This window comes from Stackebrandtia nassauensis DSM 44728 (genome assembly GCF_000024545.1).
In the GTDB taxonomy this organism is placed as follows: Bacteria; Actinomycetota; Actinomycetes; order Mycobacteriales; family Micromonosporaceae; genus Stackebrandtia; species Stackebrandtia nassauensis.
On sequence record NC_013947.1, the window covers coordinates 5020262 to 5032269 of the forward strand.

At 70.2% G+C, this 12008-nt stretch carries 12 protein-coding genes and 1 pseudogene; 5 read left to right on the forward strand and 8 right to left on the reverse strand.

The window, feature by feature from the left end; all coding sequences use genetic code 11:
* Nucleotides 1-3 precede the first annotated feature (3 nt).
* Nucleotides 4-336, reverse strand: a complete 333-nt coding sequence (locus SNAS_RS23315; protein ID WP_144300611.1) for a hypothetical protein — start codon at nt 334-336, stop codon at nt 4-6.
* A gap of 50 nt (nt 337-386) precedes the next feature.
* Complete coding sequence (locus tag SNAS_RS23320; RefSeq protein WP_013019932.1) at nt 387-1337, reverse strand: hypothetical protein; 951 nt, start codon at nt 1335-1337, stop codon at nt 387-389.
* A 200-nt stretch (nt 1338-1537) separates the two neighbouring features.
* On the opposite strand from SNAS_RS23320, the gene SNAS_RS23325 reads away from it, so the two are divergent.
* Nucleotides 1538-2176 (forward strand): LysE family translocator, encoded by a 639-nt coding sequence (locus SNAS_RS23325; protein ID WP_013019933.1) that lies wholly within the window; start codon nt 1538-1540, stop codon nt 2174-2176.
* A 69-nt stretch (nt 2177-2245) separates the two neighbouring features.
* On the opposite strand, the pseudogene SNAS_RS37755 reads toward SNAS_RS23325, so the two are convergent.
* Nucleotides 2246-2572: pseudogene (locus SNAS_RS37755) on the reverse strand (DUF1295 domain-containing protein); the annotation flags it as partial.
* On the opposite strand from SNAS_RS37755, the gene SNAS_RS36910 reads away from it, so the two are divergent.
* A complete protein-coding gene (locus tag SNAS_RS36910) occupies nt 2490-2678 on the forward strand; it encodes a hypothetical protein (protein ID WP_244409057.1) in 189 nt (62 codons plus the stop codon). The pseudogene SNAS_RS37755 and the gene SNAS_RS36910 overlap by 83 nt on opposite strands.
* A gap of 244 nt (nt 2679-2922) precedes the next feature.
* On the opposite strand, the gene SNAS_RS23335 is transcribed toward SNAS_RS36910, so the two are convergent.
* From SNAS_RS23335 to SNAS_RS23345, 3 genes are read right to left on the reverse strand one after another with little or no spacing between them, the layout of a single operon-like run.
* Nucleotides 2923-3804 carry an aminoglycoside phosphotransferase family protein gene (locus SNAS_RS23335; RefSeq protein ID WP_013019934.1) on the reverse strand — a complete coding sequence of 294 codons (882 nt, stop codon included), beginning with the start codon at nt 3802-3804 and terminating at the stop codon, nt 2923-2925.
* Between the two features lie 2 nt (nt 3805-3806).
* The gene (locus SNAS_RS33155) at nt 3807-6068 is read right to left on the reverse strand and encodes a serine/threonine-protein kinase (RefSeq protein WP_211207230.1); all 2262 of its coding nucleotides are present in this window, start codon (nt 6066-6068) and stop codon (nt 3807-3809) included.
* Nucleotides 6065-6697, reverse strand: coding sequence for a GNAT family N-acetyltransferase (locus SNAS_RS23345; RefSeq protein WP_013019936.1), 633 nt, complete (start codon nt 6695-6697; stop codon nt 6065-6067). Before SNAS_RS23345 ends, SNAS_RS33155 begins: the two co-directional genes overlap by 4 nt.
* Before the next feature lie 47 nt (nt 6698-6744).
* Between SNAS_RS23345 and SNAS_RS23350 the strand changes: the two genes are divergently transcribed.
* Nucleotides 6745-7152: an SRPBCC family protein gene (locus SNAS_RS23350; protein ID WP_013019937.1), complete on the forward strand. Its 408-nt coding sequence runs from the start codon at nt 6745-6747 to the stop codon at nt 7150-7152.
* 141 nt (nt 7153-7293) lie between these two features.
* On the opposite strand, the gene SNAS_RS23355 is transcribed toward SNAS_RS23350, so the two are convergent.
* The gene (locus SNAS_RS23355) at nt 7294-7950 is read right to left on the reverse strand and encodes a response regulator transcription factor (RefSeq protein WP_013019938.1); all 657 of its coding nucleotides are present in this window, start codon (nt 7948-7950) and stop codon (nt 7294-7296) included.
* Nucleotides 7938-9155: a sensor histidine kinase gene (locus SNAS_RS23360; protein ID WP_013019939.1), complete on the reverse strand. Its 1218-nt coding sequence runs from the start codon at nt 9153-9155 to the stop codon at nt 7938-7940. Before SNAS_RS23360 ends, SNAS_RS23355 begins: the two co-directional genes overlap by 13 nt.
* A gap of 110 nt (nt 9156-9265) precedes the next feature.
* Here SNAS_RS23360 and SNAS_RS23365 point away from each other — a divergent pair, with 110 nt between their 5' ends.
* Nucleotides 9266-10435: a serine hydrolase domain-containing protein gene (locus tag SNAS_RS23365; RefSeq protein ID WP_086013285.1), complete on the forward strand. Its 1170-nt coding sequence runs from the start codon at nt 9266-9268 to the stop codon at nt 10433-10435.
* Nucleotides 10436-10452: 17 nt separating this feature from the next.
* Nucleotides 10453-11973: an alpha/beta hydrolase gene (locus SNAS_RS23370; RefSeq protein WP_013019941.1), complete on the forward strand. Its 1521-nt coding sequence runs from the start codon at nt 10453-10455 to the stop codon at nt 11971-11973.
* Nucleotides 11974-12008: the final 35 nt, after the last annotated feature.

The window sequence follows — 12008 nt, forward strand, 5'->3', positions numbered from 1 at the left end:
CCGTCACGTCCGGGAGATACACAGTCCGATCAGTCGCGTCGCTCCCGATTGGGAGCGGAAATGCTTGTGCCCCAGGCTGTCCGCATGATCGCGCTCTATGGGCGCGTCAATGATCACAGCGGGAACTTCCGGGGCCTGGCAAGCGACCCCGGACGCCACACCGGGCTGGCGGGCGCTTTGTTCGGCTTCGTGATGGGTTCCGGGGGCCGGGCAGTCGGCCACCGACGCCGCGGCGACCTCGGGGTGCTGGTGCGCCAGGCACCACTCGACGCCGGTCAGCACGATCGCGAGCACGACGAGGAGCGCGCCGATCCGCCGCATCCCCACGCCTGCCACGGCGTCAAGCTACCGCATCGGCTACCGACAGTCGCGACTCCCCCACGGACTCACCGGACGTCGAGCAGGTACCCGGGCGCCCACCAGTAGTCGTGCAGCAGTTCCGGTTCCCGCTGGTCGGTGAACCCGGCGGCGGTCAGGTCGGCGCGCCAGTCCGCGAGGGACTGTTCGTGGTGCACGGTCGCCGGGTCGAAGTACCCGAACATGACCGGCATCAGGAATCCTTGCGCGACAAGGCCACCGTCGCCGTCGTACTCGGCCAGCCCGGCCTCGTAGCGGGTGGCGACGTAGTCGAACCACTCCGGCTCGCACGAGGAGCCGGGCCGCAGGTCGAACTCGGCGATCAGCAGCCGGTCGGTGTGATCGCGCAGCCATCCCAGCAGCTCAAGGCGCTGCGGCCGGGCGATGTTGTGCAGCGCGAACGTCGACTGGGTCAGTTCCCAGCGGGTGTCGGCGGGCCAGGCGTCCACGCCGGTGGCCAGCTGTTGCAGGGTCGCGTTGGCGGCGCGGTGCGCGACGCCGCGTTCGGTCAGGGCCGCGGCCGTGGCGTCCAACAGCGCCGCCGAGGGTTCCAGCAGATCGACCCGGGCGACGTCACCGGTCAGCGCTGGCAGCAGCGCCAGACCGTCACCGACACCGATGTCCAACAGGGACGCGGGCTTGGCCGAGCGGTACCGTTCGGCCAGCGCGGCGCTCAGCGCCCGGTACAGCGACACGTTGCCGCCGCCCCGGATGAACGCGGCGAAACCCTCCGGCTCGGTGTAGACCTGTTGCCGCCCTTGCTTTCCCACCTTGGTGAGGTACTCGGCCGCCGCGGCGTGCACCCGGGAGGCGGTTTCGTGCCGGGCGGCGCGGGTGGCGTAGTCGGCGGCCGCGGCGTCGTGGCCGTCGGCGAAGGCGAGCACCGCCAGGTAGAACCAGTCCCGTCCGGTGTGGCAGTGGCCTTCCAGTTTCGCCAGGTCGTGGTGTTCGCGGTACGCGTCCCAAAGCTGCTCGATCATCTGGCGAGCCTACGTGGCCGGGATCCTGTGGAGCTACCGGTGATGCACTCGATCGAGGTATGTCACTTATGGTGTGTTCTGTTAGGATCAATCGATGGCAGGTGCCGCGGGGTCGCGGCCGGTGGATTCCCGCGATGTGGCCCCGCGGCCGCCGTCGGTTGTAGGTTGGGTAGTCCGCCGCCCCACGGGAGGATTCCGCCGTGACCACCTGGACCGTCATCCCCGCCTTCGCCGCCGTGATCCTGCTGGGCGCCATGTCGCCCGGCCCGGACTTCGCGATCGTGGTGCGTCGTTCGGCCATCTCGGGCCGCCGTTCCGGTCTCATGGCCGCCGTCGGGATCGCCGCGGGCATCACGGTGTGGGTCGTCGCCGCGACCACCGGGGTGGCGGCCCTGCTGACCGCCTCGGCGGGCCTGTACACGGCGGTGAAGCTGGCCGGTGCCGCCTACCTGGTGTACCTCGGCGCCCGGACCCTGTACGCCGCCCTCAAGGACAAGGGCGCCTCGCCGCTTGCCGAGTCGGCCCCGCCCGCGACGGTGTCCGACTGGCTGGCGTTTCGGCAGGGCTTCTGGTGCAACGTCTTCAACCCCAAGGTCGGGGTGTTCTTCGTGGCGCTGATCCCGCAGTTCCTGCCCTCCCACGCGACGGTGCTGGACACCGTGCAGCTGTCGGCGGTCGCGGTGGCCATCACGCTGGCGTGGTTCGGTTCGGTGGCGCTGCTGGTGGGGACGCTGCGCCGCGTGTTCCAGCGCCCCGCGATCCGTCGGGCCCTGGACACGGCCACCGGCGCGATCCTGGTGGCGCTGGGCGTTCGGGTCGCCGCCACCAGCGGCAGCTGAGTGCGCTAAGTAGACGAACGGGATGAGCCGGGACGTGCGTGACGCGTAGCGGTCGAAGTCGTCGCCGTACCGCTCGGCGAGGTACCTGTCGAGCATCGGGATGTTGATGGACACGAACATGACGGTCATGATGAGCGGGATCGCGAAGGCCGACACGGTCCCGGTCACCAGCGCGAAGCCGGTGAACAGCGTGACGTCGCCGAGGTAGTTGGGGTGCCGGGTGTAGCGGAACATGCCGCCGGTGTACAGCCGACCACTGTGCTCCGGAAGCCGTTTCCACAGTAGCCGCTGGATCTCGGAGCCGGTGTTCAGAATGGACCCCAGTAGATACAGCGCCACCCCCACCCACAGCCAGCGGCCGACGTCGGCGGGGTTGGTGCCGCCGGTGAACGCCATCGTGGCGTGGATGACGATGACCCACACCCCGATCGTGACGGCCTCGGGCACGGCCATGGTCCGTTTGAGGGTGACGAACGTCGTCACCAGGAAGCGTCCGAAGTAGAACACCGACAGCGCGATCAGCAGCGCCCGGCGGGTGCCGTCGGCCAGCGGGAAGTCGACCCCGAGCCAGTCGCCGAAGCGCCGCGACCCGCCCGCCAGGAACCACACCGCGGCGGTGACACCACCGGCGTGCAGCACCGTCACCACCGTTTTCGCCACCCGCGAGGAGTCGTATCCGCCATACACACCGTGATCCTGCCGCATCGCGGCCGGTTTCACCGCGACGACACCGCCGCGCGCTCGGGCTATTCCAACAGCGCGTCGAGGGTGTGGCGGGCGGTGTCGGCCATGACGGGGTTGGTGTCCACGTAGTACGGCAGCGCGATGATGGCCTGCGCGAGCGCCCAGCCGCGCCCGCGTTCCCAGGTCGCGTCGTCGACGCCGAGTTCGCGCCGGTAGGTGTCGCGGGCGGCGGCGTCGAACAGGTTCCAGGCGGGCATGAGGTCGACCGCGGGGTCGGCGACCCGCAGCATCTCCAGGTCGATGACGGCGGCGAGCCGTCCCTCGCGCAGCAGCAGGTTGCCGGGCATGAGGTCGGCGTGGATCCAGTGCCGCGTCTCGGGTTCCGGCGCGAGCAGGCAGCGCCGCCACAGCGCGTCGATCGCGGTGGTGTCGGTGAGTTCCACGCTGCGCGACAGCGCGTCGGCGACGCCATCGGCGAACTCGCTCAGCCGTCCGCCCCTGGCGGTCTCGTCCCAGGCGCGACCGTCGGTGTCGACGCGCCACAGTGCCCGGACGAATCCGGCGAGGTCGCGGGCGAGGCCGCGCTGGTCGGCGATGTCGGCGCCGTAGGCGGTCTCGCCATCGATCCAGCGATACGCGCTCCACCAGCCGTCGTAACCGGGGCCGGGCCGTCCCAGGCCCAGCGGTTCGGGCACCGGCACCGGGAGCCGGTCGGCGACGAGTCGGCAGCGGTCCTGCTCGTCGGCGAGTTCGGCGCGCAGCGTCTCGTCGCGGTTGGGCCGCAACGGGAACCGCAGCACCACGTCCTCGCCGAGCCGGAACAGCGCGTTGACGGTGCCGGGCGAGGCTATCGGCCGCACCGGCAGCGGGGCCCAGTCCGGGAACTGGTCCGCGACCAGCCGCGCGACCTCCTCGGCGGTGATGTCGGCCTGATCGGCGTGCATCTTCACCGGCCAATACTGGGTCGCGCGGCGGCGGTGCGGCAACTCGTTTTCGCGGCTACCCGACGCCCACGGGGGCGAGCGGCAACCGTTCGGCGGTGTACGCGGCGGCGGCGTCCGTCGCCTCGCGATGGATGGTGTCGATGATCTCCGGCGGCAGTTCGGGGTACAGCCGCCGTAGTTCGGCGAGCGGTTTGGCCTCCACCCGGCCGTCGCGGGTGAGGATGAGGCTGGGGTCCTCGTGGATGGTCTGGTCCACTACGGCTCCTTTTCGGCGTGACGCGGCACAGCCTCCAGCTTGCCGCACCGAAAGGCGGCGGCGGACGAATCCGGACGGCCCCGGACAGGCCAGGGCCTAACCAGGGACGGGCCCTGGGGGGTTGCGGTGGTGGCGGCGCGGGTACGGCGGGTTTCTTGCGGTCCCGCATCGAGTTGAGGATCCGCGCGGCCACACCGCCGCCGATGCTGGCACCCAGAACGCTGGCCAGGCCGATGGACAGGCCGTCGTCGATGACGATGCCGGAGGCGCCCAGGTAGGCCCACGCGGCGCCGCAGGCGGCGGCGGGGATGAAGCCGATGATGGCCAAGAGCGGGATCATGCGACCCACGATCCACAGCGCGCAGCCCAGGGCGACGAAGCTGACCAGCACCCCCAGCACGATCAGCCCGGCCTCGTTCTCGTTGTTGGAGACGTCCTCCATGATGCCGATGCTGACCAGGTTAAGGTTGATGTAGTCGTGTTCGGCCAGCCAGCCCAGCACGAAGCCGCCGCCCGACAGCACCGCCAGCGCGATCCGGCTGAACCGCTGGGCGCGTTTGCCGACGATCCAGCGCACGATCGCGCAGGCCACCCCGCCCAGCAGGAACCCGACGATGGCGCCGAAGTACCCGGCGTGGGTCAGGGCCTGTTCGAGTTCGCTGCCGCCGATGCCGAGGCTTTCGCGGTCGCTGGCGATGGGTTGGCCGATGTTGAGGTCGGCGGTGACGAACATGCCGACGAGCGCGCCCGCCACGATGATCGCAATGTCGCGGACCAACAGCAGCTGGGCGTTGGCCGGTTGGCCCGGCTGTCGGGGTTTGCGCGGGACGAGTTGCTTGGCCGGTGGCTTGTCGAGGGCGTGCCCCCGCTGGCCGGGCGGCTGGCCGAGCGCGGACTTGGCGGTACCGGGCGGGCCCTCGCCGGGTGTGGCCGCGACGGGCTTGCCGTCGGCGGGTTTGCGCGAGGAGATCAGTTTGCGGAACCGGTTCTCGGCGGCGTCGTACCACTGGTTGACGGCGTCGGCGGCCGGACGGCGCGACTCGTTGGCCGTGGTGAGGCCACGGGTGAACATCTTCGTCTTGTCGACGACGCGGGCCAGGTTCACCGTCCACTGCGGCGTGTTCAGCACGTTGTCCACTTCGGCGCGCTGACCGTTGATCAGCTCGTGCACCGACTGCGGCCAGGCCCGCCCGGTCGGGGCGAGTTCCCCTATGGATTCCAGCACCTGCGTCGGGCCGGGCCGGGCGGTGGGATCCTTGTCGAGGCACCGGGCCACCAGCGCGCGCACCCGGTCCGGCAGCCCGGACAGGTCGGGTTCCTTGTGGACGACGTTGTAGATCGTCTGCGGGTCGGAGTTGCCGTCGAAGGGCCCCGAACCGGTGCTGGCCATGGCCAGCACGGTGCCCAGGCAGAACACGTCGCTGGCGGGGGTCACGGACTTGCCCTCGGCCTGTTCGGGCGACATGTACCCGGCGGTGCCCACGACCCGGCCGGTGCGGGTGAGGCCGCTGCCCGCGACGTTGTCGGTGGCGCGGGCGATCCCGAAGTCGATGACGCGCAGGCCCTCGTCGGTGAGCAGGATGTTGGTGGGTTTGAGGTCGCGGTGCACCAGGTCCTGCCGGTGGATCACGTCCAGGGCGGCGGCGAGCCCGGCGGCCAGCCGCAGCACGGCGGCCTCGGGCAGTCCGCCGGACGCCTTCACGGCCTCGGCCAGCGTCACGCCGGGGACGTATTCGCTGGCCAGCCAGGGCACCTCGGCCTCGGCGTCGGCGTCGATGACGGCGGCGGTGTAGCCGCCGGAGACCTTGCGGGAGGCGGCGACCTCGCCGCGGAACCGGTCCCGGAAGCCCTCGTCCTCGAGCCAGTCCTCGCTGACGAGTTTCAGTGCCACCAGGCGGCCGTCCGGCCCGCTGCCCAAAAAGACCCGTCCCATGCCGCCGGTACCCAGGCGGGCGAGCATCCGGTATCGCCCTACCCGTTTGGGGTCATAGGGCACCAGCGGCCTCACGCCGGTTCCCTGTGCTTTTCGGCCATGTTCTCGTCTCCCGGGGTTCGCTGTGCACCTGCCTCAACTGTATTCAACGTCGCCACAGGGTGCCTACCCGGTAACACGGCGGGCGACAGCCGCCGCTCCAGGAACTGCCCGGGCCACGCCCCGGCGGGACGGTCCACTGTGAACGACTCGGTTCGGGTGAAACCCTGCCGCTCGTAGTATTCGACGAGTTTGCCGTCGTTGCCCGCGTAGCAGTCGACCCGCAGCAGCCCGAGGTTGTCGGCGCGGGCGAGCTCGGCGGCGTGCTCCAGCAACCGGGAACCCACGCCCAGGCCCGAGTAGCGACGGTGGGTAATCAGCAGTTGCACGTACAGTTCGGGCTCGTTGGCGGGCGGGGCGTAGTTGAGGGGCACGCCGACCGACAGCGCACCGGCGGGCTGTCCGTCCACGATGGCCATGTGGAGGCCGCCGCTGTCGGCGAAGGTGTTGACGCGGTCCACGAACCGCGGCGTCTGGGACGCCGGTGTCGATCCCCATTGGCCGGTCGCTCCACGTTCGACCATCCACGCGATGGCACTGTCCAACATGCCCAGTACCGCGGCCACATCGTCCGGGCCGCCGCGCCGTATCTCGATGTTCGTCATGGGGCGATACTGCCACGGTTGTCGTACCCGGTCCGCATACTGTGGCCATGGCTGAAGCACCCGTCACGGTCATCACCGAGGAGCTGCTCATCCCGGCCACGGCCGACGCACTGTGGCCGCTGGTCAGCACCGGCGCGGCGCTGGCTCGCTGGTACGCGTTCGGCGGCGCCGAGATCGACGCCCGCCCGGGCGGCGCGATGGTGCTGCGCTGGGACGAGCACGGCTCGTTTCCCGCGACCGTCGAGCGGGTCGAACCGGGGCGGCTGCTGTCGTTCCGCTGGCAGCCCGAGGGCGATCCGCTGGTCGAGATCCGACTGGAGCCGGAGGCCGAGGCAACGCGGGTCACGATCACCGAGTCGGGGCGGCTGGACAACCCCGAACTGGACGCCGGAGCCTGGCGCAACAGCCTGGGGCTGCTGCGCGACCTGGCGACCGGCCTCGACCAAACGGCCTAGCCCAGCCCCGTCGGGCGGCATCGCGGCCAGCGGCCAGCGACCGTCAGCCGACGGCCGAGCCACGCCGACCGGCCTCGCTCGCGACCCAGCCCAGCCAGCGCCGCGAGCCCCGCCCAGCTCGGCCAGCGGGGCGGGTTCTGGTCAGGATGGGTCGGCAGTGGCGCTGAGGTACTTCACCACCGCCCGCACCCGACGGTGGGCGCTGTCGTCGACCGGCAGTTCGAGCTTGCGGAAGATGTTGCCGATGTGCTTGCTGATGGCGCGTTCGGTGAGGAACAGTTTCGCCGCGATCGCGGTGTTCGCGTGCCCCTCCGCCATCAGCGCCAACACTTCCCGCTCCCGGGGCGTGAGGCATTCCAGCGGGGCCGGGCCCCGTGTGATGAGCAGTTGCGCCACCACGTCAGGGTCCAGGGCCGTGCCTCCCGCCGCCACGCGGTGCACCGCGTCGATGAAGTCGTCGACCCGCGAGATCCGGTTCTTCAGCAGGTAGCCGACGCCACCGCGCCGGTCGGCCAGCAGTTCGGTGGCGTAGACCCGTTCGATGTACTGCGACAGCACCAGGATCGGCAACCGGGGGTGGCGGGTGCGCGCGTCGATGGCGGCCCGCAGGCCCTCGTCGCGGAAGGTGGGCGGCAGCCGGATGTCGACCACCGCGATGTCGGGCGGTTCGGCGTCCACCGCGGCCGCGAACTCCTCGACGGTGCCCACCGCCGCGGCCACCTCGAATCCCGCCGTGCCCAGCAGCAGGCCCAGCCCCTCCTGGAGCAGCGCGTGGTCTTCCAGGATCACGACTCGCACGGCAACTCCACTCGCAGCTGCGTGGGTCCGCCGACCGGGCTGGCCAGTCGCATCCGGCCGTCCAGCGCGGCGGCTCGACGGCGCATCCCGGCGATGCCGGTGCCGCCGCTCTCGTCCGCGCCGCCCCGGCCGTCGTCGGTGACCTCGATGATCAGGGTGTTCGCCTCGCGGGTGACCCGCAGGGTGGCGGCGGTGGCGCGGCTGTGCTTGGCGACGTTGGTGACCGCTTCGGCCGCGACGTGGTAGGCGGCGGCCTCGACGGCGGCGGGCAGCCGTCCCGGCGGATCCAGCGTCAGTTCCATCGGGACGGGGCTGTCGGCGGCCAGGGCGTGCAGCGCCCCGTCCAGGCCCCGGTCGGACAGTATCGGCGGGTAGATGCCCCGCACGACGGCCTGCAGTTCGGTGAGGGTCTCCTCGACGCCGGTGCGGGCCCGGTCCACCAGCTGGTCCGCCGATTCGGGGGTGTCGCCGCGCTGCCGCTGCGAGACGCCCAGGTGGATGCCGATGGCGACCAGTCGCGCCTGGATGCCGTCGTGGAGGTCGCGTTCGATGCGGCGCAGTTCGGCGGCGTGGGCGTCCAGCGCCTCGGCCCGCGTGTGTGACAGTTCCTCGACGCGTTCGCTCAGCCGGTCGGTCGAGGTGGGCCGCAGCAGCGACCGGCCGAGCCGCGAGTGGGCCCAGGCGATCGCGGGCACCAGCCAGATGATCGCGGCGGTCGCGGGAACGGCGAACAGCGGCGGAATCGTCAGCGCCTGCTCCCAGGTCGTGATCGGCACGAAGAACGAGAACGTGCCGGGCGGCAGTACCCACCAGCCCACCGTCACCAGCCAGGACCCGACGGCCACGAAGTACAGCAGCCCGACGCCGAACGCCACCGGCATCCCCACCGCGGAGTGCAGCAGCAGCCACAGGCTCTCCCGGTACGTCGTCGCCTGTCGCAGCTGCGGCAGCAGCCGCCGTCCGCCCGCCGGGTCGGACGCGCGTCGGGGTTCGCCGATGGCGGCGCCGAGGAAGCGGCCGATCCGGGCACGTTCCTGGGTCAGGAAGCCGTGCTGCGCGCCCAGCATCGACGACAGCAGCGGTATCCCGATCCCCAGCGGCGCGGTCACGATCGCCAGCACGAGCATGACGAGATGGGCCAGCGCGACGGCTCCGGTCGCGCCGCCGATCACCAGATAGCTCGTGGCCTGCCAGATCTTGCGCACCGTCCGATTATCGATGGTGGCCGGGCGGCTCGCCAGTGTAGCCAGCTACACCTTTTATTCGGGTGCGCGCGTCACTGTCGCGGGCGGGTGTGATTCCTAACGTCGAAGCCATGAACGAAACCCTACGAAGAGGACGAAGAGTTCGCAGGCTGGCGATCGCCGGGATCCTGACGGCGACGATGGCGCTGTCGGCGGGAGCCGTGGCGCTGGCCGGTGAACCCGAAGGCGACGGCGAGTGCGGCTACGCGAAGGTGACGTCGAAACTGAAGTCCCTGGTGGCCGATCACGGTGTCACCGGTGCCGCGATCGACGTCCGGTTCCCCGGTTGTGGCAAGTGGACCAAGGCGGTGGGTCTGGCCGATCGCGAGACTGAGCGTCCGATGCGGACCGATCAGCGAGTCCGTATCGGCAGCATCACCAAGACCTACACCGCGACCGTCGTCATGCAGCTGGTCGCCGACGGTGAGATCGATCTGGACCAGACCGTCGAGCACTATCTGCCGAATCTGGTGCAGGGCAACGGTTACGACGGCGCGAAGATCACCGTTCGGGAACTGCTGCGGCACGAGAGCGGCCTGCCCGACCACACCGACGCGCTGCCGTGGGAGGACTACGACAGCTTCCGCTACCGCACCTTCCAGCCCGAGGAACTGGTCGGCATGGCACTGGACATGCCGCACCCCGACCAGGAGTGGACCTACTCGTCCACGAACTACGTGCTGGCCGGGATGATCGTGGAGAAGGTGACCGGCGAGGACATCGGCGACGAGATCACCGACCGGATCATCGACGAACTCGACCTGCCGGACACCTACTGGCCCGGCAGCGAGTCCCGGATCCGGGGACCGCACCCGCGCGGCTACTGGCCCGAGGAGGACGGCGGCAAACGCGACGTCACCCGCTTCAACACCACCTTCGGCGGCGCCTCCGGTTCGCTGATCTCCACCATGGACGACCAGCAGCGGTTCTTCGCGGCGCTGCTCGACGGCGAACTGCTCGACGAGCCGCAGCTGGAGGAGATGCGCGAAACCGTTCCCGCCGACGAGGACCGGCTGTGGGAGGACGCCCGGTACGGGCTCGGCCTGATCGAGACCCCCGTCAAGGAGTGCGGCGGTGTCATGTGGGGCCACGGCGGCACCTCGCCGGGATACAAGGTCTTCAACGGCACCACAACGGACGGACGCCAGGTTCAGTTGGCGCTCAACGACAACGTGACCACCGACGCGGGCGACGAAGCCCTGTTCGACACCATCCGCGCCGCGCTGTGCGTCGGCCGCTGACCCCGAGTAGGAGAATCATGAGGAAATCCACAAAGGCCGCGACAGCGGTCCTGGCTCTGGCGGTGCTGGGCACCACCGGATACCTGACACACACGGCGCTGGCCGAAGGCGACGGCCTGGGCCGCTTCGCGAACCAGAAGATCGACTGGCACAAATGCCAGCTCGACGAGAACGACGAGGTCGGCGCCGAACTCGACGCCGCCGGAGCCCAGTGCGGCGAGGTCACCGTCCCGCTGGACTACCGCAAGCCGAACGGCAGGACCATCGAGGTGGCCATGTCCCGGCTCGAAGGCAGCGACAAGAAGCACAAGATCGGTTCGATGCTGCTCAACACCGGCGGCCCGGCCGGTGAGGGCCTGGATTACGTGCTTCCGGTCAGCGACGCGATGGGCAAACTGTCGTCCCGATTCGACCTGATCGGGATGGACCCGAGGTTCGTGGGCCGCAGCAACCCCATCGACTGCGGTTGGGACGTCGGCACCTGGGTGCGTTCGGCCGGAACCGAACGCGACGGTTTCGACGAGATCGTCGACATGCAGGCCGATCTGGCCGAACGGTGCGAACGCACCAAGGGCGACCTGCTGCCGCACGTGACCACCCGCAACACCGCCCGCGACATGGACCTGATCCGCCGGGTGCTCGGCGAGCGGAAACTGTCCTATCTGGGCTATTCCTACGGTACCTACCTGGGTTCGGTGTACACGCAGATGTTCCCCAAGCGGGCCGACCGGGTCGTCCTGGACGGCGCAGTCGACCCCGACCGCTACGGGGCGACGATGTTCGGCGACGCGGCCGGTCACGCCGAGAACGCGCTGAAGGACTGGGCGAAGTGGGCGGCGAAACGCGACGCCGAGTACGGACTGGGCGCCACTCAGGACGAGGTGGTCGCGACGGTCGACTCCATCATGGAGGCCGCCGCTGAGGAACCGCTGCGGATCGGCGAGTACGAACTGGACGACAGCGCGGCCCCGATCGTGCTGCTCGACGGCCTGTCCGACGACCGCGAACCGTCCAACACCAAGCTCGCCGAGGCGGTCGCCACGATGCACACCGCCGCGACCCAGGGTTCGGCCAAGCCGGGCCCCGAGCTGGAGGGGATGCTGGGGTTCGTGCTCACCGGCGCCGAGTCGAAGTACGGCAGCGCGCAGGCGTCGATCCTGTGCGGCGACGTGGATGTGCCGACCGACCCCGACTGGTACTGGAATGACATCGAGGAGCACCGCGCCGACGAGCCGCGTTTCGGGCCGGTGTACCGCGACATCAGCCCGTGCGCGTCCTGGTCGACCGAACCGATCGAGGAGCCCACGACCGTCGACAATGACGTCCCGGCGCTGGTCGTAGCGGCCACCGGCGACCCGATGACCCCGTACGAGCACGCCGAAGCCTTGCACGGCAAGCTCAGCGAGTCGCGTCTGCTGACGTTGGACGGTGCCCGGGTTCACGGCGTCTACGGCGAGTACGGCAACTCGTGCATCGACAAGCGGGTGAACAAGTACCTGGCTTCCGGGAAGCTGCCGTCCGGCAACCCAACCTGCTAGCGACAACGGGCGTAGGCCCGGTGGCGGAGCACGAC

Coding starts and splice junctions, on each gene's coding strand:
- SNAS_RS23320 (WP_013019932.1), bottom strand. CDS start 1,337: ATGATCGAGCAGCTTTGGGACGCGTACCGCGAACACCACGACCTGGCG.
- SNAS_RS36910 (WP_244409057.1), top strand. CDS start 2,490: ATGGACCCCAGTAGATACAGCGCCACCCCCACCCACAGCCAGCGGCCG.
- SNAS_RS23335 (WP_013019934.1), bottom strand. CDS start 3,804: ATGCACGCCGATCAGGCCGACATCACCGCCGAGGAGGTCGCGCGGCTG.
- SNAS_RS23345 (WP_013019936.1), bottom strand. CDS start 6,697: ATGACGAACATCGAGATACGGCGCGGCGGCCCGGACGATGTGGCCGCG.
- SNAS_RS23350 (WP_013019937.1), top strand. CDS start 6,745: ATGGCTGAAGCACCCGTCACGGTCATCACCGAGGAGCTGCTCATCCCG.
- SNAS_RS23365 (WP_086013285.1), top strand. CDS start 9,266: ATGAACGAAACCCTACGAAGAGGACGAAGAGTTCGCAGGCTGGCGATC.
- SNAS_RS23370 (WP_013019941.1), top strand. CDS start 10,453: ATGAGGAAATCCACAAAGGCCGCGACAGCGGTCCTGGCTCTGGCGGTG.